The organism is Corynebacterium sp. NPDC060344, assembly GCF_042725215.1.
Classification (GTDB): Bacteria; Actinomycetota; Actinomycetes; order Mycobacteriales; family Mycobacteriaceae; genus Corynebacterium.
This window is the reverse complement of the sequence record NZ_JBHXCS010000003.1, coordinates 13,387-34,606: the sequence shown is the minus strand read 5'-3', so window position 1 is coordinate 34,606 and position 21,220 is coordinate 13,387. Positions and strand designations below refer to the sequence as shown.

Sequence of the window (21,220 nt, the reverse complement as noted above, 5' to 3'; positions counted from 1 at the left end):
ATCACCGATGGAATGACGTTAGGACGAACCATGGCCAGGCAGGGCATCGTCGCGATTGAGCTGGAGCTGACCGAAGGCACGGCGTACACGCTGTGGGCGCCGAGCTGGCGGGAGGGCAACGCCGAATGGCAGGCCCTGCTGGGCAACGGCGACGACGCCCTCATGTTCGCGTCCCGCGCGGAATTGCTGGCCTACCTGCGCTCGGGCGCCGACCACGACATGACGGCCCACCCGGCATGGCGGCGCTTCGAAAACGAGCTGCCCGCCTCCGCCGTCGCCGACCCGCGCGACCGGCACGACCTCGTCGGCCTGCCCGACACGCTGGCCGGCAAGGCCGATTACGACCACGTCTCCACCGTCGACCGGGCGTTCACCATCACCCGGTCGATCGGCACCATCGCCGATCTCACCCCGGTCAACCGCATGTTCGCGTCGAACTCCGTGCTGGCCGCCACCGCCAACGGCGCCGACCACTTCCACGGCGCGGGCGCCGCGCAGTGGTCCGCCGTCGGCCGGGTCATCCTGCTCAACTGGGACAACTGCGTCGACTCCCTCGACGAGCTGTTCGCCCAGGGCCGCAAGGCCGCCGGCGACGTCGACGCCGATGCCGTGACCGCCGCCGAAGCCGAGCTCGCCGACGCGGAGAAGACCGTCGAGGCCCGCCGCGCCGCCGCGAAGGAGGCCCGCGAGAAGGAGAAGGCGGCCGCCGCCGCTGCCGCCGAAGAGGCCGACCCCTACGACTCCACCGTGTGGGCACGCGCCGGCATCGATCCGGTGCGCATCGCCATCGGCGGACGCACCGTGTACACCCTGCGCTGCTACCTCGACGGCGCCCCGGTGTTCCTGGGCCGCCACGGGTCGATCAACACCTTCCCCCAGCCGCGCACGATGGTGCGCTGGCTCATCGAAAACGACGACCATGATCTCGCCTCGCTGAGCACGTGGGAAGAGGTCATGACCGCCGCCAACGCCGGCGAGCTGGAGACCGTCGTCCACCCGGACAACGAGTACTCGTTCACCGGCCTCATCGAGGACATCAAGTCCGGCCCCGCCAACGTGGACACCGCGCAGCTGGGCCGCGCCTACGAGCTGCTGGCCGACTCCGCCGACTGGGCGGGCGACGACGCCGTCAACGAGGTCCTCGCCGGCAACCAGCAGCTGCAGTGGCTGCTCAACTACCTGCTCGACACCGGCGAGCAGTCCGAGCCGGTGCCGCCGTACGACGACGAGGCCGACGGCTGGGCCCGCCTGGAGAAGGGGCTGACCGCCCGCTTCACCTCCAAGCTCTAGGAAGCGGCCACGGCGAAGGGCCGCCACCCGGATTGCTCCGGGCGGCGGCCCCTTTTCGTCGGGTCCGCGGCGATCAACCGATCGTCGGCTGCTCCTCCTCGCAGGGGTCGATCTCGCCGTCGCCGTCCTGGTCGGTGAGCTCCAGGTACGGCGGGTAGATCAGGGTGTCCAGGATGCGCTCGCGGGTCGGCAGATCCGCGAAGGCGCTCTCGATGGCGTTGCACGTCAGCTGGAACAGCTCGGTGTAGCCGTAGTCGAAGACCTCGACGAGGATCATCATCTCGCGCGTCATCGTCGTGCCGCCGAGCAACCGGCTCCCGGTGTTGACGGTGCAGGTGAACCCGAGGTCGTCGAGAAGCGGGAACGGGTGATCGGCCATCGCGTCGACGATGCCCGTCTGCACGTTGGACGTCGGGCACAGCTCGAGGGGGATGCACCGGTCGCGGATGTGGCCGGACAGGCGCTGCAGCTCGATGCCGTCCATGCTCGAGGTGAGGTCCTCGAACACGCGCGGGCCATGGCCGATGCGGTTGGCGCCCGCGACGACGGCGGCGCGCACCGAATCCAGGCCCGCGCCCTCGCCGGCGTGGATGGTCACCGGCGCGAGGTGGTCGCGCAGCAGCGCGAACGCCTCCGCGTGACCGGCCGGGGAGTTTCCCTCCTCCTGGCCGGCGAGGTCGAACGCCACGACGTAATCGTGGTCGGCGTTGTCCGGCAGGTTGTCGATGACCAGCTGGGCGACCTCGACCGAACGGTCCCGGTCGCGCATCGCCGACAGGATCAGGCGCGACGTGATGTCGTGGCCGGCCTCGGAGGCCGCCTGCTCGCCCTGGCCCAGGCCGTCCACGACGGCGTCGACGACCTCCTGCATGGACAGTCCGCCATCGACGTGGAGCTCCGGGGCGATGCGCAGCTCGGCGTAGACGACGCGGTCGCCGGCGAGGTCCTCGACGGCCTCGCGCGCGATGCGGGTCAGGGACTCCGCGGTCTGCGTCACCGCCGTCGTGTGCGCCAGGGCCTCCAGGTGCCCGGCGACGTTGCCGGCGTTGCCCGCCTCCACGAACCAGCGGGCGACCTCCTCCGCATCATCGGAGGGCAATCCGCCATAACCGGCGCTCGCGGCGAGCTCGATGAGGGTGGAGGGCCGCATCCCGCCGGTGAGGTGGTCGTGGAGGACGACCTTCGGCAGATCAGCCACGACATCCGCCTCGACCTGGCGGGGATCGAGGGTCATCTCGGAGGAGTTGTGCATGACAGGGCAGCGTATTACAGATTCACCGCCCACTCCATTCCGTGCCCCGCTCCATGCCCCGCCAGGATCCCTCCCGCCGCGCCGGTCCCCCGACGCCGGGCGGACCGGGGAGGCGGACTAGCGTATTCCGGCGTGGACACCACGACGCCGAATCGCCCCGCCCGCCGGATACCGCGCGGCACCGCACTGGCCGTCGCCGCCGCGCTGACGCTGGGCACCGCACCGATCGCCGCACCGATCGCCGAGGCGGCACCGACGGCCGAGCCGGCCGCCATGCCCGCCTCCCCGGGCGAGCCGGCGCAGCCGGACCCGACGAGCGCGGAGCAGGATCAGGACCAGGATCAGGGCCAGGACGGAGGGCACGAGAGCGAAGAAGAAGACGAGCCCACCGGCCCCGCCCCCGGTCGCCGCGACACCGCGGGCTGCGCGTTCCGCACCACTCCCCCGCCGCCGGTCGATTCCTCCGAGGTCCCGGCGCCCGGCCTGCCGTCGCCGGATCCGCTGCCGGTGCCGGCGACGCCCGCCGGCGGGCCGCGCATGGCCGACTGCAACGTCGTCGCCTCCCGCGGCTTCGACGTCCCCGACGATGTCGCGGCGTCGTCGTGGATCGTCTTCGACGCCGGCTCCGGCGAGGTCATCGCCGCGAAGGACCCCCACGGGCGCTACCGCCCGGCGTCGATCGCGAAGGTCCTGCTGGCGCTGGTCGCCATCGACGAACTGCCCATGGACCGCACCATCACCGCCCGGTACGAGGACGCGGCCATCGAGGGGTCGCGGGCGGGAATTCTGGAGGGGGTGGACTATGACGTCGAAAAGCTCCTTTTGGGCCTGCTCATGAGCTCGGGCAACGACGCCGCGTCGGCCCTGTCCGGGGCGCTGGGCGGCCGTGGGGAGACGCTGCGGAAGGTCAACCGCAAGGCCCGCGAGCTGGGGGCGACCGACACGCGCATCGCCGACTTCACCGGCCTGGACGGTCCCGGGCAGACGACCTCCGCGTTCGACATGGCGCTGTTCTACCGCGCCGCGTTCGCCGACCCCGAGTACAAGCGCCTCAGCGGCACCCCGCTGACCGAGATGCCGGGCGACGAGGATGCCGACATCGAGGGCTTCACCATGTCCAACGACAACCAGCTGCTCGCCTCCGGCTTCGAGGGCGCGCTGGGCGGCAAGACCGGCTTCACCGACGACTCGCGCCACACCTTCGTCGGCTTCGCCGCCCGCGACGGCCGCCGCCTGGGCACCGTCGTCCTGGACACCACGGTCGAGGAAGGGCCCCGGGCATGGCAGCAGTCCGCGGCCCTGCTGGAATCCGGCTTTGCGACGCCCACCGGCTCCACCATCGCCGACATGGACGTGCCCGCCGAATTCGACGGCGGCGACGAGCCGGGGCCGGAGGACATGGAAGAAGAAATCCTCGACGCCACCGGGGATGGTGGCGCCGAGGATGACGGCGGGCCGTCGGCGTCCGATCTGGCGATCGTCGCCGGCGTGGCCGGGATGGTGCTCGTCGCGGTCGGCGCGTGGGCCGTCCGCTCGCGGCGGCGCTGACGCCTACATGCGCAGGAGCTTGGCCAGGCCGCGGTTCTCGCGGGCGGCCTCCGGGCGGATGTGGATGACCGCCGGCGGGGGCAGGTCCGGCTCCTCCATGTCCATCGCCTCTTCGGTCGTGGCGGTCCACGCCGAGGCGTACATGGTGATGCGCCAGATCAGGTAGAACACGACCATCAGACCGATGATCGGGCCGAAGACCGCGCCGGCGGGGTTGGACAGCGCGTTGGAGAAGAACAGCGAACCCAGCTGCTTGACCACCTCGAGGCCGATGGCGCCGATGACGGCGCCTTGCGCCGCGGGCTTCATGGGGACCTTGCCGCGGGGCAGCGACGCGAGCATCCAGAAGAACAGCACCCAGTTGGCCAGCAGGCCGATGGCGATGGCCACCACCGTGGTCAGGATGCCGATGCCCGGCACGCCGTCCAGGCCGACGCGCTCGACCAGCGACGACGTCAGGCCCGAGGAACCGATGGCGGTGATGGCGAAGGTCAGGGCGATCATCACCATCATGCCCAGCAGGCGGATGAAGTCGCGCAGCTTGCCCAGGACGAAATTCTCGGCGATGATCGGGCGCTTCCACAGGGCCGTGACGCCCATGCGCAAGTTGCCCATCCAGCTCAGGCCCGACCACAGTGCGGTGATGAAACCGATGGTGAACACGCCGCCGGCCTGATTGACCGCGCTGTCGATGATCGACGAAATCGTCTCGCCCATCTCGCCGCTGATGTTCTCGGTGATGGCGTTTTCGATGTTCTGCATCATCTCGTCGTTGCCGCGCAGGACGAAGCCCATGATGGCGAAGGCGAGCATCAGCAGCGGGAAGACCGAGAGCACGGAGAAGTACGTGACGCCGGCGGCGAAGTGGTTGCCGCCCTCCTGCGCGTAACGGTCCTGCATGCGCATGAGGTGGTCGAACCACCCGTACTTCATACGCATCTTGTCGACGAAGCCGGGCTCGTCATCCGTGACTCGCTCGATGCCGTAGCGATCGGTCTTCTTCGGGTCTGGGCGCGTCGATGTTGCCACCGGTCGAACCTGCTTTCGTCGAGGTGGATGGCGGGATCGTGCCTTCCGGACCGGTGGACGGCCCCGCCACCCGGGCGAACGTGTCGGAGCCAGTTTACCGGCAGACGCCCATGACGACGCGGGGAGCGTCGTAAAGCAGCCGGAAAGAAGCGAAGCCGTTACCGTCCCGCAGAGCGGAGGAAACCGACCCGGTCGTAGACCTGCTCCAGGGTGCGGGAGGCGACCTCGCGGGCGCGATCGGCGCCATCGGCGAGGATGCGCTCGAGCTCGCCGCGGTCGGCCATGAGCTCGTCGTAGCGGGCGCGCAGCGGGGTGGTGAACGCCTCCAGCGCCTCCGCCGTATCGCCCTTGAGCTGGCCATACCCGGCACCCGCGGTCTGGTAGCCGGCGACGATGTCGTCGACCGGCACGCCCGTCAGGCTCGACTGGATGACCAGCAGGTTGGACACGCCCGGCTTGTTCTCGCGGTCGAAGCGGATCTCGCCGTCGTTGTCCGTCACCGCCGAGCGGATGCGCTTGGCCGAGACCTTCGGGTCGTCGAGGAGATTGACGATGCCCTTCGGGTTCGACCCCGACTTGCTCATCTTCGACGTCGGATCCTGCAGGTCGTAGATCTTCGCCGAGCCCTCGAGGATATGGGCCTCGGGGACGACGAACGTCTTCTTGTAGCGCGAATTGAAGCGCTGCGCCAGCGTGCGCGACAGCTCCAGGTGCTGGCGCTGATCCTCGCCCACCGGCACCAGCTGCGGGCGGTAGAGCAGGATGTCGGCGGCCATCAGCATCGGGTACGCGAACAGGCCCGCCGACGTGTGGTCCGAGCCCTGCTTGGCGGACTTGTCCTTGAACTGCGTCATGCGCGACGCCTCGCCGAAGCCGGTCAGGCAGGTGAGCACCCAGCTCAGCTCCGCGTGCTCCGGCACGTGGGACTGGACGAACAGCACCGACTTCGCCGGGTCGATGCCCAGCGCGATGAGCTGCGCGGCACCGGCGACGGTGCGCTTGCGCAGGTCCTTCGGATCCTGCTGCACCGTGATGGCGTGCAGGTCGGGGATGAAGTAGTAGGCGTCGAAGTCGTCCTGCAGGCCGATCCACTGCTTCACCGCGCCCAGGTAATTGCCCAGGTGGTACGAGTCCGCCGTCGGCTGGATGCCGGAGAGCACGCGCTGACGGCGCTGCGGGGCGCCGGCTGCGGGGCCGGCGGCCGCCGCGGGAGAGTCGGTGGTCGAGTCGGTGGTGGTCGGTTCCTGCTCAGTTGCCATGCCCGAAAGTCTAGTTCGGGCGGGCGCGCGGTTTCGCGGCGGGGACCGGCGGCAGTTCAGCGGTGGAGCGGGGCGGGGAGGGAAAGCGTCAGCCGCGCTCGAGCACCTGGCGGACGGTCTTGACCGCGGCGACGCTCGATTCGCCCGGGTACAGCGCGCGGACCAGCGCCACGGCCGGGCGGACGCCGTGCTCGGCGATGACGCGGCGCACGCGGTCGCGCTCGCTCGAGGTCAGCTCCAGCGGGGCGACGGGCGGGCGGCGCAGCTTTGCGACGCCCATCAGCACCACCAGGCCGATGACGCACAGGATCGGCGCCCACACCGGCCAGCCGTAGACCAGCGACAGCACGAGCAGCGCCACCAGCACGCCGCCGGAGACGATGAGCGGCACGCTCACCGAGGATGCGTCGCCGCCGGAGAGGCTGCGGGCCAGGGCGTCGAAGTCGACGTCGGCGGTGGAATCATGCTCGCGCCCGCGGCCGGCGCCCGGTCCGGGGCCCGGCTCGGAACCCGCCCCGATGCCGGAGCGGTGCGTCGAATCGTCCACGGCACTCCCCTTTCGCTGCCCCGGCCCGCGCAGCTGGGTGCACGCGGGTCACTCCGGGGTCCATTCGATTCAGAGTTTCGCACACTCCGGCGGCGACTCCGACACCCTCCCCCGTATCGGAGGTGACGTGGCGCATATGATTCGGGGCGTGACGCTCTCGCACCGTCGGCCCCGCGCCCGCATCGTCCCCGCCCTGCTCATCACGGCGTGCGCGCTGCTCGCATCGGCGTGCACCATCGACGGCGGCACGGCCGCGTCCGGCGATGACACCGGAGCCGCGGCCGGAACGGAGGAAACGGTGGCGTCGCACAGCACTCGGGCGACCACCGCCCGCCCGTCGCCGAGCGCCCCGGGCCCGGAGACGACCCCGGCGCCCGAGGCGGAGGGCGCGACGCTGGAGGGGCGGACGATCCACCTCGATCCGGGCCACGCTGCGGTGATGCCGGAGGGCAATCCGCAGGTCGTCGACGGCCGCGGCGGGATGAAGCCGTGCCAGGTCACCGGCACCGCGGCGGCCGACGGATGGCCGGAGCACACGTTCAACTGGCTCATCGCCGAGGCGATCCGCGAGGGGCTCGAGGCGCGCGGCGCGACGGTGACCATGAGCCGCCCCGACGACTCCGGGCCCGCCGACTGCATCGACGAGCGCGCGCGGAAGGAAAACGCGTCGGACGCCGACCTCGTGGTCAGCCTCCACGCCGACGGCGCGGGCGAGGGCAACCGCGGCTTCCACGTCATCGCCATCGCCGACCCGCTGCCCGGCAACGACGCGGACGGGTCCCTGCAGCTGGCAGAAGCCATCCGCGACGCATTCGTCGGCGCCGGCTTCGCGCCGTCGAACTACCTGGGCAGCGACGGCATCGACCTGCGCGCCGACCTCACCGGCCTGAACCTGTCGGAAAAGCCGAAGGCGCTGGTGGAGTTCGGCAACATGACCGACTCCGCCGACATCGCCGTCCTGCGCTCCGCCGAGGGCCGGGCGCGGATGGCCGGCGCGGTGGTCGCGGGCATCGAGGCAGCGCTCGACGCCCGCGGGTAGCTGCTGGTACGCGGCTACTTGTACGCGACTACTTGTATTCGACGATCACCGGCGCGTGGTCGGTCCAGCGGAGGTCGTACGCCGCGGGCTTGTCCACCACGGCCGTCACCGCGCGGTCGAGCATCGGCTTCGTCGCCGCCTGGTAGTCGATGCGCCACCCGGCGTCGGTGTCGAACGCCTGGCCGCGGTAGGTCCACCACGACCACGGGCCCTCGACCTCCGGGTGCAGGCGGCGGGTGACGTCGAACCAGTCGGGATTCTCGTTGACCTCCGGCGGCGTCCACGCCGAACCATCGGTGAACGCGCCGGCCGCCAGCTCGCGGGCCGACGCCTTGATGCGGGTGTCCTGCGGGGCGTCGTCGGGGAAGGTGCCGAACACCGAATCCATCCACGCCCGCTCCTGCGGCAGGAAGCCGGACTTGGTGCGGTTGGTGCGCCAGTTCTTCAGGTCCTGCTCGCGGTGGCAGATGTTCCAGTCGCCGCCGATGACGGCATGCGCTCCCCCGCGCCCCGCCGCGCCGAGCTCGGCGAGGTGGCCGGAAAAGGCGTCGAGGAACCGGAACTTCTCGTCCTGCTTCTCCGTCTTCGCCGACCCCGACGGCAGGTACAGGCTGGCCACGCGCACGTCCTCGCCGATGCCGGAATCCGCGGCGCGCAGCACGCCGGAGACGTAGCGGCCCATGCGGTCGAATTCGTCGGAACCGAATCCCACGTGGACGTCGTCAAGCTCCACCCTCGACAGGATGCCCACCCCGGCCCGGCCCTTGGCCAGCTCGTTGTCCGCCCCGACCCAGTGCCAGCCGGCCTCGAGCGCCGGCGCCAGCGCCGCGCGGGCCTGATCGTCGGTGGAGCGGACCTCCTGCAGCAGCACGACGTCGGCGGAGGTCTCCTCCAGCCAGGGCAGCATGCCCAGATTGTCGTCGTGGCGCTTTTTCACGGCTGCGCGGATGCCGTTGACGTTGAGGGTTGCGATGGTGAGCGGCATGCCCGGCAGCCTACTTCCCCGCCCGGATCCGCTTGACGACGGCCCGCGCCCCCGCCGCCCGGCCCCCGATCAGGCTGCGGCCTTGATCAGGACTTGGCCTCGAGGACGGTCTTGTCTGCCTCGGCGCGCGAGCGCAGCGACCGGGCGCGCAGCCACGCCGCCGGGGCCCACACGAACATCGCGGCGACGGCCATCACGGCACCGGCCAGCGCCGGGGCGCGGTAGCCCATGCCCGCGGCGATGACCGCGCCGCCGATGGCCGCGCCACCGGCGTTGGCCATGTTTAGCGCCGCCTGATTCAGCGCGGCGGCCAGCGTCTGGGCGCGGCCGGCGACGTCCATCAGGCGGGTCTGCAGGTTGGGCACCAGCGTCGAGCCGAGCATGCCGATGACGCCGAAGTTGATCACCGCGGCCCAGCCGTGCGGGGCGGTGAAGAAGAACGCCACCAGCGCGATGGCCATGGCGATGAGCGTCCACAGCAGGCCCATGTCGCCGACGCGGTCGCTGACCCAGCCGCCCAGGTACGTTCCCGCGACCATGCCGACGCCGTAGGACATGAGCACCAGCCACATGAGGTTCTCGGCGAAACCGCCGACCTCCGTCATGGTCCACGTGATGTAGGTGTACACGGCGAACATGCCGCCGAAGCCGACCGTGCCGATGGCCACCGTGAACCACACCTGCGGCGTCGCCAGCGCGCCGAGCTCGTCGAGCGGGCGGGTGGCGGGCATGCGGTTCATGTGCGGCACCGCGAACCACAGCGCCACCAGCGCCGCGACGCCGATGACGGCGACGAGCACGAACGCCGAGCGCCAGCCGAACTGCTGGCCCAGCGCCTGGGCGGCGGGCACGCCGGCGACCGTGGCCACCGACAGGCCCATCCCCGACAGCGCCACCGCCCGGCCGCGCTTGCCCGGCGCGGCCAGGGAGGCGGCGACGAGCGCGGCGACGGAGAAGTAGGCCCCGTGCGGGATGCCGGCGATGAAGCGCGACGCCATCACCGCCCCGAAGGAGCCGAGCGACCCGGCCCACACGGTTGCGGCATTGCCGACCGTGAAGGCGGCCATGAGCAGCAAGAGCATTCGGCGGCGCGGGATGGAGCCGGTGAGCACCGTGATCAGCGGGGCGCCGACGACGACGCCGAGGGCGTACATCGAGATCACCGCGCCGGACTCGGCCTCGCTGCGGCCGAAGTCGGCGGCGATGTAGGGCAGCAGGCCCATGGCGACGAACTCCGTGACGCCGATGCCGAAGGCGCCGACGGACATCGCGGCGATGACCCAATTGCGGCGGGCGTCGGAGACGTCGTCCTGGCGCGGCAGGGGCCGCCGGTGTGACGAGAATGACTCTGCATGAGCGGTGATGGGCAATGATCCTCCCGGGTACGGGTTGCGGCCAATCTTGATCGATACGGCCAAAGTGCTGGTCCGGATGGCGAATCCGCAGGTTATGGGGCCATCCGGAGGAAACCGGTCATCATAGCGGATGCCGCGAAGGTTGGTTATCGTGAACAATCGTGCAATTCCGCACGGCCGCCGCACTCCCGTCGGCCGTTCGGCCAACCCGTGAAAGGACCCGCGTGAACGCGCATTACGACTTCTACGAGAGCCTCGGCCTGGACCGGGATTCCTCCACCGGCGACCTGCGGTCGTCGATCATCGCCACGCTCGAGGGCCTCCAGCGCGACGGCGTCCCCGGGCACGACGCGCGCGTCCAGGAGAACTCCGTCGCCCTGTCCGTCCTCGGCGACGAGGGAAACCGCACGAAGTACGACGCCAGGCTTGCCGACGACGCCGCGCCCCGCATGGGCATCCGCGAGCTGCGCGGCCTGGCCGCGACCGGCCGGTTCCCCGACGAGCAGGCGGAGCAGCAGCCGGCGCAGCAGCAGGAGGCGCAGGCGGAGGCTCCCCGGGATGAGCAGCCGGGTCCCTACGACCCGGTCGCGGACCAGGCGGGCGCGAACGCCACTCCGATGATGGCCGCTCCAGTGCAGGCGCCGCCACGGCCGCCGATGCCGGAGGACCCGGACAACCCGCACCTGAAGACGCTGCTCACCTCCCCTCCCGGGACCGTGAAGGCGATGGCGGTGGCGCTGGTGGCCATTTTCACCGTCAGCCTGCTGGCGCTGCTGGTGAGCATCGTCGGCGTCGCCGCCGAAAGCTACGACACCTTCTTCGGCGACCTCGGCGACCTCGCGGCAGTCTTCATCTCCGCCTACGCCCTGCCGATGGTCGGCTCGGCGGTCGCCGCGGCGTTCCTGCTGCCCAAGGTCCTGCGGGGCCGCGACAACGGTCTGACCATCACGCTGATCGGCACGGCGGCGACGTTCCTCGTGCTCGTCCTCGGGCTCAGCGTCACCTTCACGGGCGGCGGCACCATCGCGGTGATGATCCTCCTGGCCATCGCCTACATCGCCGTCATCGTCCTGTCGTTCCTCCCCGACACCCGCGCCTGGTTCAACGGTTCGTGGGAAAAGCCGGCCCCTTCGGCGGCGGCCCAGCAGTACGGCACCCCGCCGTCCTCCCCATCGCGGGGGTAGTTTTGTATCTGTAATTAGTAATGGCCAGATTGCATAACGTGACCGTCGCAAAGCAATTACTTCCGGAATAACCCGTGACCTGCGGCACAACCCGGAGTTACGCAGGTCACACCGCAGGTGGGGCGGCATTTCGCTCACCGAAGCGAATCCGCGAATTGCGTTACCCTGGTCTGCAACCGTTCGTTGTTTTTCCACGGATCCTGCAACAAATAGGAGAACCCACCACATGGCCACGATCATCTGGACCCGCACCGACGAGGCGCCCCTTCTCGCGACCTACTCGCTGAAGCCCATCGTCGAGGCGTTCGCCGCCCAGGCCGGCATTGACGTCGAGACCCGCGACATTTCCCTCGCCGGCCGCATCATCGCCCAGTTCCCGGAGCGCCTCAACGAGGACCAGCGGGTCGACGATGAACTGTCCGCGCTCGGCGAGCTGGTCAAGGAGCCCGAGGCCAACATCATCAAGCTGCCGAACATCTCCGCCTCCATCCCGCAGATCAAGCGCGCCGTCGCCGAGCTGCAGGAGAAGGGCTACGACATCCCGAAGTACCTGTCGCAGCCGGAGACCGAGGAAGACCGCGAGGACCGCGCCAAGTTCGACAAGGTCAAGGGCTCCGCCGTCAACCCCGTCCTGCGCGAGGGCAACTCCGACCGCCGCGCGCCGGAGGCCGTGAAGAACTTCGCCCGCAAGCACCCCCACCGCATGGGCGAGTGGTCCTCCGACTCCAAGACCAACGTGGCCACCATGGCCTCCAACGACTTCCGCCACAACGAGAAGTCCGTGATCATGGAGCAGGACGACAAGCTGACCTACGTCCTCGAGACCGACGACGGCCACGAGATCGTGCTGAAGAAGGACATGCCCGTCCTCGAGGGCGAGATCATCGACGGCACCGGCATCAACGCCCAGATCCTGTCGTCCTTCCTGAAGTCGCAGATCAAGAAGGCCAAGCGCCAGGACGTCCTGTTCTCCGTGCACCTCAAGGCCACCATGATGAAGGTCTCCGACCCGCTGATCTTCGGCGAGGTCATCAAGGCCTTCTTCCCGTCGGTCTACCCGAAGTTCGAGTCGAAGCTGGCCTCGGTCAACCTCACCCCGGACTACGGCATCGGCGCCATCCTCGACGGCCTGCACAAGCTCGACCCGGGCACCGCCTCCGCCGTCAAGGCCGCCATCGAGCGCGACCTGGCCGACGGCCCGGCGCTGTACATGGTCAACTCCGACAAGGGCATCACCAACCTGCACGTCCCCTCCGACGTCATCGTCGACGCCTCCATGCCGGCCCTGATCCGCAACGGCGGCAAGGGCTGGGGCCCGTCGGGCGAGGAGAAGGACACCCTCGCGGTCATCCCGGATTCCTCCTACGCCGGCGTCTACCAGGCCGTCATCGACGACTGCCGCGAGAACGGCGCCTACGACCCGACGACCATGGGCACCGTCCCCAACGTCGGCCTCATGGCGCAGAAGGCCGAGGAGTACGGCTCGCACGACAAGACCTTCCAGCTGCCGGAGAACGGCGTGCTGCAGGTGCTCAACTCCGCCGGCGACGTGCTCATCGAGCACCACGTCGCCCGCGGCGACATCTGGCGCTCCTGCCAGACCAAGGACGCCCCGGTCCGCGACTGGGTGAAGCTGGCCGTCAACCGCGCCCGCGCCACCGGCGACCCGGCCGTCTTCTGGCTCGACCCGGCCCGCGCCCACGACGCGAACCTGATCACCAAGGTCGAGGAGTACCTCGGGGACCACGACACCGAGGGCCTGGACATCCGCATCATGGATCCGGTGGAGGCCACCAAGTTCTCCGTCGAGCGCATCCGCGAGGGCAAGAACACCATCTCCGTCACCGGCAACGTGCTGCGCGACTACCTGACCGACCTGTTCCCGATCATGGAGCTGGGCACCTCGGCGAAGATGCTGTCCGTCGTTCCGCTGATGGCCGGCGGTGGCCTGTTCGAGACCGGTGCCGGCGGCTCCGCCCCGAAGCACGTCGAGCAGGTCCAGGAGGAGAACCACCTCCGCTGGGATTCCCTCGGCGAGTTCCTGGCGCTGGCCGAGTCGCTGCGCTACGCCGGTTCGCATGACGACGACCCGCGTGCCGCCGTCCTCGCCGACGCCCTCGACCGCGCCACCTCCAAGCTGCTGGAGAACGGCAAGTCCCCGTCGCGCAAGGTCGGCGAGATCGACAACCGCGGCTCGCACTTCTACCTGGCCCTGTACTGGGCGCAGGAGCTGGCCGCGCAGGACGACAACGCCGAGCTGAAGGAGACCTTCGCCCCGGTCGCCGAGGAGCTCGCGGCGAAGGAGGAGTCCATCGCCAAGGCGCTCATCGACGCGCAGGGCGAGCCCGCCGACGTGGGCGGCTACTTCCTGCCGGACGACGAGAAGGCCAACGCCGTCATGCGCCCGTCCGCCGAGTTCAACGAGATCATCGACGGCCTGCGCAAGTAGGACCCGCCTGATCTGGCCCGCAGCGCCCCGCTTCCCGATTCCCGGGAGGCGGGGCGCTTCGCTTTGCGACGCCCACCTCCCCCACATTCGCGCGTACCGCATGGTCCGGCGATTCCCTAAGGTCGCGTTCGGCGACTTCCTTGCACTAGACAGCTCGGTTCACTAGCGTGGCGGGAGTGCCGCCGCGCACGCCGTCCGCGGCGCAACGACGAAAGGACTCCCGCCATGACCACCCGCTACGACAACTCCGGTGCCGCCGACTGGGCGCTGGAAACCCGCGCCATCCACATCGGCCAGGCCCCCGACGCGCAGACCAGCGCCCGCAACCTGCCGATCTACAACACCACCTCCTACGTCTTCGACTCCGCGGAGCACGCCGCCAACCGCTTCAACCTCTCGGACCCGGGCCCGATCTACTCCCGCCTGACCAACCCCACGGTCGACGCGGTCGAGCAGCGCCTGGCCAACCTCGAGGGCGGCGTCGCCGGCGTGCTCTTCGCCTCCGGGCAGGCGGCCGAGACCGCCGCGATTCTGACGCTGGCGCGGGCGGGCGATCACATCGTCACCTCGCCGCGCCTCTACGGCGGCACCGAGACCCTGTTCAAGGTGACGCTGCCGCGCCTGGGCATCGAGGCGACCTTCGTGGAAGACCCCGACGACCCCGAGTCGTGGCAGGCCGCCGTGCAGGACAACACGGTGGGCTTTTACGCGGAGACGATCGCCAACCCGCAGGCCGACATCCTCGACGTCGCCGCCATCGCCGACGTCGCGCACCGCAACTCGGTGCCGCTGATCGTGGACAACACGGTGGCCACGCCGGCGCTGCTGCGCCCGCTGGAGCTCGGCGCGGACATCGTGGTGTCGTCGACGACGAAGTACCTCACGGGCAACGGCTCGGCGCTGGGCGGCATCCTCGTCGACGGCGGCAACTTCGACTGGACGCAGACCCGCGAGGGCCGCGGCGACGTCCACCCCAACTTCACCGAGGCCGACCCCGCCTACCACGGCCTGAAGTTCGCCGACCTCGGCGCACCGGCCTTCGCGCTGCGCGCCCGCGCCGGCATCCTCCGCGACACCGGCGCCGCCCCGGCCCCGTTCAACGCGTGGATCCTGGCGCAGGGCCTGGACACGCTGGCGCTGCGCATCGAGCGCCACAACGCCAACGCCCAGAAGGTCGCCGAGTACCTGGAGAACCGCGACGGCGTGGCCACGGTCAACTACGCCGGCCTGGCGTCGTCGCCGTGGCACGCCACGCAGCAGAAGCTGGGCCTGGCCGGCGCCGGCGGCGTGCTGTCCTTCGACCTCGCCGACGCGGGCAAGGACGAGGCGTGGACCTTCATCGACGCCCTGAAGCTGCACTCCAACGTGGCCAACATCGGCGACGTCCGTTCCCTGGTGGTCCACCCGGCGACGACGACCCACTCGCAGTCCGACGAGCACGGCCTGGCCCGCGCCGGCATTTCGCAGGCGACGGTGCGCCTGGCGGTGGGCATCGAGAACGTCGACGACATCATCGCCGATCTCGAGGGCGCGTTCGCGGCCATCGGCAAGTAGGTCCCCGCCGGTGGCGTGCGGGCAGTTTGCTTGACGACGCCCCGCGCCCCCTCCCCCGCCCCCGTCCCCGTCTCAGCCCGCGCCGCGGGCGGGCGGGGATTGGCATGTCGGGCACCACCAGATGATGCGCTCGGCGTCGCGCTGGTTCTCCCCCGCCAACGTCTCCTTGCGGATCTCCGTGCCGCAGCGGCGGCAGGGCCGGTGATTGCGGCCGAATACGTAGCTGGTCTGGCCGGGCCGGTTGATCCCGGTGATCACGCGCATCGGCGACATCCGGTTGGCCCACATCACCCGCCGCGTGACGTCGAGGATGCGGTCGACGTCGACATCGCCGACCGGGGTCGCGGGGTGGACGCCGCACAGGAAGCAGACCTCGGCGCGGTACTCGTTGCCGACGCCCGCCAGATTCCGCTGATCCAGCAGCGCCACGCCCACGGCCACGCCGGGCTCGCGCAGCAGCCGTCGCCGCGCCTCCTCGCGCCCGCCGGTGAGCCACTGCTCCCCCAGCACGTCGGGGCCGAGATACGCCACGCGGTCGGCGTATTCGGCGATGGGGAACACCCGCACCAGGCCGAGCTCATGGCCGACGACCTCGATCGGCGTGGCCTCCGGCGCCCCATCGACGGCGAGCACCACCCGGGCGGTGTGCGCCGGCTTGCGCCACCGCGTGCCCAGCCGGTGCACGGACCACGTCCCCTCCATGCGCAGGTGGGTCTGCAGCACGTCGTCCCCGAAGCGCATGAACAGATGCTTGCCGACGGGCCACACCCTCTCCGCCGCCAACCCATCGAACGAGGCGACGGCGAAGGCGGGCACGCGGATGCTCGTGGACTGGACCTCGCGGCCGACCAGGAATTGCATCCGGTGCGCCAGCCGGTAGACGGAATCACCCTCGGGCATGGCCACCCGCCGATCCCGCGCCGGCGGCGCCGATGCGCACGCCCTTCGGGGTGATCCGCGCACCGGCGTCGCGCAGCAGCCCCGCCCATTCGGAGCCGATGACCGCCTCGCCGCTCGCTTTTCCTGTGCCGCTCTTTCCTGCAACAACTTTCTCCACGACGATGCGCGAGACCAGATTGCGCCCGATCGCCTCCTCCAGACCGCTGACGACCAGCGGCAGCACGTCCGCGTGGCCGAGACCGGGCGGCGGGTCGAACAGGCTCAGCGTGCGCCCGCCGCGGGTGAGGTGGGCGGCGAGCAGGCCGTCGACAAGCACCACCAGACCACCCGCCGACCTGGTCGGCCCCCGCTCCGGCCAGGGCAACGCGGCGCCGTAGGGGTTGGCGGGGTCGACGGCCGACAGGACGTGGACCTCCGGGGCGGCGGTGCCCGAGGGCCAACCCTCGACGTCGGGCGAATCGGCCAGGCCGCGCAGTCGATCGATGACGGCCGGCGTGGAGAACTGCGCCGCCCCGAGACCGTCGATGACCATGCCGCGCATGGCCTTGCCGGCTTCCTCGAAACGGGACAGCACCCCGTAGGCCAGCGCGAACCCGCCGACCGTCGCCTCGGCGACCACGCTGCCGCGGGTGACCACGCCATAACGGTCCAGCCACGCCTCGCCATGGGCGACCGAACGCGCCGTGGCCTCCGTGTCGGCGGCGACGGTCAGCGACCAGCGGCCCACCATGTCCACCGGGGCCATCGCATGCTGGGCCTGGGCGAAACTGGTGCGGCCCATGCGCAGCCGGCCGCGGGCCGGGGCCCTGCGCGCCCGATGCGCCGTGCGACCTCCGCCGCCCCTGCTCAACCGGGCCCGCAGCGGCGCGAAGCCATCGGGGCTGACCAGGCCGAGCTCGAAAAGCGTCCACAGTGCCTCGCGGATCTCGGTGGCGGTTTCTGCGGCGGCCCCGTCCCCCGCCCCGATCTGCTGGGCGATGAGGCTGAAGAGGAAGCCGCCGCCACCACCGTCGGCGAGCACGCCCAGAATCCGCCGGTGGAGGTCGCCGAGGCCGGACTGGGGATCGGCATCGGGACCGGGCGCATCGGGAATTTCGACCAGCTGCGCCGCGTAGTCGGCCGGCAGCAGCATCACCCACGGGTCGGCGGCACCGGCGTTGCCCGCGCCCACCACGAGGACCTCGCCGTTGGCGGTGAGTTCATCGAGGTCGCGCGGCTGATACCCGCGCACCCGCTGCGGCAGCACCAGCGTCTCCCACGCCGAGGCGGGCAGCCGCACGCCCGCCAGCTGCTCGACGACCGCGAACACCCCGTCGGCGCCGCGCAGCTCCGGCGACCTCCCCGCCGGCAGCACCGGCGCGACCTGCTGCCACTGCGGCAGGAAACGCCCGAAGGTCGACGGGCTGACCGGCTCGGTCTGGGCGCGGGCGGCGGCGAGCGACCGCGTCCGGATGGTCTTCAGCACCTCCGGCGCGAGGAACTCCGGCTCGTCGACACCCTGCCGATATCGCCCCTCCACCAGGGTTTTCGCGCCGACGAGCGTGCCGACGACCCCATGCGCCACGCTCGCCGCCACCCCGAACGCGGCCCCGACGTCGCCGCGGGTGAACGGCCCCCTCGTCCGCGCCCACCGGGACACCAGCTGCTCGAGCGCATCGGGGATGACCGCGGGATGGGCCGGGATGCCGGGAGGCACGGGCACGCCGAGGCCGTCGCGAAGCAAAGCGGCATCCTGCGCTTGCGCGAGGTGCCCGACGCCGCCGATGCGCACCCGCATGATGCGGCGGCCCAGCTCCCTCTCCGCCTCCTCGGCGGTGACCCGGGAAATCAGGCCGACCTCGTCCAGGGGCACGGGCCCGAGGACCCGCAGGGCGTCGATGAGCTGCTCGGCCGTGGTTGCTTTGCGACGCTCCGACCTCCGCCGCAGATCCCCGTCGACCTCGGCAATAATCTCCGGATCGAGCAGGTCGCGCAGCTCGACCCCGCCGAGGAGCTGGGTGAGCAGCGCGGCATCCAGCGCCAGTGCGGCCGCCCGCTTTTCCGCCAGCGGGCTGTCGCCCTCGTACATGAAGGCGCCGGTGTAGGTGAACAGGATCGACGAGGCGAAGGGGCTGGCGGTCTCGGTGGTCACCTCGGCGACGCGGACGGTGCGCTCGTGCAGGTGACTGCACAATTCCACCAGCGCCGGCAGGTCGTAGACGTCCTGCAGGCATTCGCGGACCGTCTCCAGGACGATGGGGAACGTCGGGTACTGCCGGGCGACGTCCAACAACTGCGCCGAACGCTGCCGCTGCTGCCACAGCGGCGCCCGCTTGCCGGGATTGCGGCTGGGCAACAACAGCGCGCGGGCGGCGCATTCCCGGAACCGGGCGGCGAACAGGGCGGAGTTGCCCACCTGCTCGGCCACGATCGCCTCGATCTCGCCGGGATCGATGAGGAACAGATCCGACGACGGTTCGGCCGCCGAATCCGGCACGCGCAGCACGATGCCGTCGTCGGAGGCCACTGGCTGGGCGTCCATGCCCGTGGCCTCGGAGAACTTCGCGCCGACCGCCAGCGCCCACGCCGCATTGACCCCGCGGCCATAGGGGCTGTGCAGCACCACGCGCCAGTCGCCGAGCTCATCGCGGAAACGCTCCAGGACCAGCGTCTTCTCGTCCGGGATGACGCCGGTGGCCTCCGCCTGGTCCTGCAGGTACGCCACCAGATTGTCCCGGGCCCACTCGTCCAGGCCGAGGTCGGCGAGGGCGGCGGCATCGGCTGCGGCGAGACGTCGGAAAGCACCCAGCGCCCGGCCCAGCTCGGCGGGGCGCCCGGGCTGATCGCCGTTCCAGAAGGGAAGCCGCCCGGTGTGGCCCGGAGCCGGCGTGACCAGCACGCGGTCGCGGTCGATCTTCTCGATCCGCCAACTCGACGCCCCGAGGGTGAAGACGTCGCCGACGCGGGACTCGTAGACCATCTCCTCGTCGAGCTCGCCAACGCGGCGCGGCACCCCGTCGCCACCACCGGCCAGGAAGACCCCGAACATGCCGCGGTCCGGGATCGTGCCGCCGTTGATGACCGCCGTGCGCTGGGCGCCCGGCCGCGCCGACAGCACGCCCGTGATGCGGTCGTAGACCACGCGCGGGCGAAGCTCGGCGAAATCGGTCGACGGGTAGACGCCGGAGACGAGGTCGATGACGGCGTCGAAAAGCTCCCGCGACAGCTCCCGATACGGATGCGAGGCGGTGACCGTGGCGAACCAATCGTCGGCGCCCAGGTCCTCCACCGCCACCGCCGCGACCGTGTGCTGGGCCAGCACGTCGAGGGCGTTGACCGGCACGTGGAGCTCCTCGATGCGCCCCTGCCGCATCCGGTCGACGACCACCGCCGTCTGCAGCAGATCCGCCCGGTGCTTCGGGTAAAACGTGCCCCTGGACACCGCGCCGACGACGTGCCCGGCGCGGCCCACCCGCTGCAGGCCCGAGGCCACCGACGGCGGGGACTCGACCTGGATGACCTTCTCCACCGCGCCCATGTCGATGCCCAATTCCAGGGAGCTGGTGGACACGACAGCGCGCAGCGTGCCCTCCTTGAGCATCGACTCGATGCCGGCGCGCTCGTCCTTGGACACCGAGCCGTGGTGGGCGCGGGCGAAGGCGGCCGGGGCGGTGCCGGCCGTGTCCGTGGCCTTCATGATCTGCGCCGGCGGGCGCCGCAGCTCCGGCGACAGCGACTCCGGATCGTGGCGCAGCGCGTGGATCTCGTTGAGCCTGCTGGTCAGGCGCTCGGCCGTGCGGCGGGAATTGACGAAGACGAGGGTCGAGCGGTGGCCCGCGATCTCGTCGTAGACCTGCTCCTCGATGTACGGCCAGATCGAGCCCTGCGTCGGCAGCGCCGATTCCGCGGCGCCCGGCGGCTGGAGGGGGTCGGCGGGGTCCTGCGGGGCCAAGGGGTCGAGGGGGCTGAGTGGGGCAAGGGGGTGGAGGGGCGCGAGCGGTGGGCCGTCGACAAGCGAATCGCGAACCGGGACGGGCTGGTCCTGCAGGTCGCCCATGTCCTCGACGGGCACGCGGACCCGGAGCTCCCATTCCTTGCTCGACGGCGGGTCGATGATCTCGACGGGGCGTTTGCCGCCGAGGAAGCGCGCGACGGTGGACAACGGGCGCACCGTCGCCGACAGCCCGATGCGCTGGACGCCGCGGCCGGTCAGCCGCTCCAGGCGCTCGAGGCTCAGCGCCAGGTGCACGCCCCGCTTGGTGTCGGCAATGGCGTGGATCTCGTCGACTATGACGGTGTCGACCGTGCGCAGGATCGCGCGCGCCTTCGACGTCAGCAACAGGTACAGCGACTCCGGGGTCGTGATGAGGATGTCCGGTGGATTGCGGACCTGCCGCGACCGCTCCGACGGCGGCGTATCGCCCGACCGGACCGCGACGGAGACTTCCGCGGGTTCGCGGCCCAACCGCGCCGCCACGCGATTGATGCCCGTCAGCGGCGCCCGCAGATTGTTCTCGACGTCGACGCCGAGCGCCTTGAGCGGCGAGATGTAGAGGACCCGGACGCCGCGGGGCGGGGTGCCGGGGTCGGCAGAGGCGTCGGGAGTGGCGGGGTCAGGAGCGGGTGTTTCAGTGCCCGCGACCAGGGAGTTAATGGCCCACAGGAACGCCGCCAGCGTCTTTCCGGAGCCGGTCGGCGCCACGACGAGGGCATTGTCGCCCCGGGAGATGGAGCTCCACGCGCCGACCTGGACGTTCGTCGGTTCGGCGAAGACGTCGCGGAACCACGTCGCGACCGGTGGGGCGAACCGGCCCAGCGGATCCGGGGTGGGCGTTGCGGGCATGACCCCG

At 70.9% G+C, this 21,220-nt stretch carries 13 protein-coding genes and 1 pseudogene; 6 read left to right on the top strand and 8 right to left on the bottom strand.

All coding sequences use genetic code 11. The features are described from left to right. Positions 1-30: 30 nt before the first annotated feature. A complete protein-coding gene (locus ACFWGD_RS05120) occupies positions 31-1,290 on the top strand; it encodes a hypothetical protein (RefSeq protein WP_377777517.1) in 1,260 nt (419 codons plus the stop codon). A gap of 73 nt (positions 1,291-1,363) precedes the next feature. On the opposite strand, the gene ACFWGD_RS05115 is transcribed toward ACFWGD_RS05120, so the two are convergent. Continuing rightward, positions 1,364-2,542 carry an adenosine deaminase gene (locus ACFWGD_RS05115; RefSeq protein WP_377777516.1) on the bottom strand — a complete coding sequence of 393 codons (1,179 nt, stop codon included), beginning with the start codon at positions 2,540-2,542 and terminating at the stop codon, positions 1,364-1,366. A 132-nt stretch (positions 2,543-2,674) separates the two neighbouring features. On the opposite strand from ACFWGD_RS05115, the gene ACFWGD_RS05110 reads away from it, so the two are divergent. After that, positions 2,675-4,090 (top strand): D-alanyl-D-alanine carboxypeptidase family protein, encoded by a 1,416-nt coding sequence (locus ACFWGD_RS05110; protein WP_377777515.1) that lies wholly within the window; start codon positions 2,675-2,677, stop codon positions 4,088-4,090. A gap of 3 nt (positions 4,091-4,093) precedes the next feature. On the opposite strand, the gene ACFWGD_RS05105 is transcribed toward ACFWGD_RS05110, so the two are convergent. From ACFWGD_RS05105 to ACFWGD_RS05095, 3 genes are all read right to left on the bottom strand, one after another. Next, the gene (locus tag ACFWGD_RS05105; RefSeq protein WP_377777514.1) at positions 4,094-5,119 is read right to left on the bottom strand and encodes a YhjD/YihY/BrkB family envelope integrity protein; all 1,026 of its coding nucleotides are present in this window, start codon (positions 5,117-5,119) and stop codon (positions 4,094-4,096) included. A 158-nt stretch (positions 5,120-5,277) separates the two neighbouring features. Next, positions 5,278-6,378 carry a tryptophan--tRNA ligase gene (trpS, locus tag ACFWGD_RS05100; RefSeq protein WP_377777513.1) on the bottom strand — a complete coding sequence of 367 codons (1,101 nt, stop codon included), beginning with the start codon at positions 6,376-6,378 and terminating at the stop codon, positions 5,278-5,280. Positions 6,379-6,466: 88 nt separating this feature from the next. Next, positions 6,467-6,925, bottom strand: a complete 459-nt coding sequence (locus tag ACFWGD_RS05095; RefSeq protein WP_377777512.1) for a hypothetical protein — start codon at positions 6,923-6,925, stop codon at positions 6,467-6,469. A gap of 148 nt (positions 6,926-7,073) precedes the next feature. On the opposite strand from ACFWGD_RS05095, the gene ACFWGD_RS05090 reads away from it, so the two are divergent. Further along, entirely contained in the window at positions 7,074-7,964 is an 891-nt protein-coding gene (locus tag ACFWGD_RS05090) for an N-acetylmuramoyl-L-alanine amidase (RefSeq protein WP_377777511.1), read from the top strand. Positions 7,965-7,992: 28 nt separating this feature from the next. On the opposite strand, the gene ACFWGD_RS05085 is transcribed toward ACFWGD_RS05090, so the two are convergent. Continuing rightward, positions 7,993-8,949 carry an exodeoxyribonuclease III gene (locus tag ACFWGD_RS05085; RefSeq protein ID WP_377777510.1) on the bottom strand — a complete coding sequence of 319 codons (957 nt, stop codon included), beginning with the start codon at positions 8,947-8,949 and terminating at the stop codon, positions 7,993-7,995. A gap of 86 nt (positions 8,950-9,035) precedes the next feature. Then, on the bottom strand, positions 9,036-10,319 hold the full coding sequence (locus ACFWGD_RS05080) for an MFS transporter (protein ID WP_377777509.1): 1,284 nt from the start codon (positions 10,317-10,319) through the stop codon (positions 9,036-9,038). 209 nt (positions 10,320-10,528) lie between these two features. Here ACFWGD_RS05080 and ACFWGD_RS05075 point away from each other — a divergent pair, with 209 nt between their 5' ends. The 3 genes from ACFWGD_RS05075 to ACFWGD_RS05065 all read left to right on the top strand — a co-directional run bounded on the left by ACFWGD_RS05075 (position 10,529) and on the right by ACFWGD_RS05065 (position 15,491). Then, complete coding sequence (locus ACFWGD_RS05075; protein WP_377777508.1) at positions 10,529-11,488, top strand: hypothetical protein; 960 nt, start codon at positions 10,529-10,531, stop codon at positions 11,486-11,488. 226 nt (positions 11,489-11,714) lie between these two features. Next, on the top strand, positions 11,715-13,937 hold the full coding sequence (locus tag ACFWGD_RS05070) for an NADP-dependent isocitrate dehydrogenase (protein ID WP_377777507.1): 2,223 nt from the start codon (positions 11,715-11,717) through the stop codon (positions 13,935-13,937). Positions 13,938-14,162: 225 nt separating this feature from the next. Next, entirely contained in the window at positions 14,163-15,491 is a 1,329-nt protein-coding gene (locus ACFWGD_RS05065; protein WP_377777506.1) for an O-acetylhomoserine/O-acetylserine sulfhydrylase, read from the top strand. Between the two features lie 72 nt (positions 15,492-15,563). On the opposite strand, the gene ACFWGD_RS05060 is transcribed toward ACFWGD_RS05065, so the two are convergent. Next, positions 15,564-16,391: a DNA-formamidopyrimidine glycosylase family protein gene (locus ACFWGD_RS05060; RefSeq protein ID WP_377777505.1), complete on the bottom strand. Its 828-nt coding sequence runs from the start codon at positions 16,389-16,391 to the stop codon at positions 15,564-15,566. Then, positions 16,381-21,213, bottom strand: a pseudogene (locus ACFWGD_RS05055) (DEAD/DEAH box helicase); the annotation flags it as partial. The pseudogene ACFWGD_RS05055 and the gene ACFWGD_RS05060, both read right to left, overlap by 11 nt. Positions 21,214-21,220: the final 7 nt, after the last annotated feature.

Excerpts from the sequence above, each read along its gene's own strand:
- ACFWGD_RS05120 (WP_377777517.1), top strand. The coding sequence starts at position 31 with ATGGCCAGGCAGGGCATCGTCGCGATTGAGCTGGAGCTGACCGAAGGC.
- ACFWGD_RS05115 (WP_377777516.1), bottom strand. The coding sequence starts at position 2,542 with ATGCACAACTCCTCCGAGATGACCCTCGATCCCCGCCAGGTCGAGGCG.
- trpS (WP_377777513.1), bottom strand. The coding sequence starts at position 6,378 with ATGGCAACTGAGCAGGAACCGACCACCACCGACTCGACCACCGACTCT.
- ACFWGD_RS05085 (WP_377777510.1), bottom strand. The coding sequence starts at position 8,949 with ATGCCGCTCACCATCGCAACCCTCAACGTCAACGGCATCCGCGCAGCC.
- ACFWGD_RS05070 (WP_377777507.1), top strand. The coding sequence starts at position 11,715 with ATGGCCACGATCATCTGGACCCGCACCGACGAGGCGCCCCTTCTCGCG.
- ACFWGD_RS05065 (WP_377777506.1), top strand. The coding sequence starts at position 14,163 with ATGACCACCCGCTACGACAACTCCGGTGCCGCCGACTGGGCGCTGGAA.
- ACFWGD_RS05060 (WP_377777505.1), bottom strand. The coding sequence starts at position 16,391 with ATGCCCGAGGGTGATTCCGTCTACCGGCTGGCGCACCGGATGCAATTC.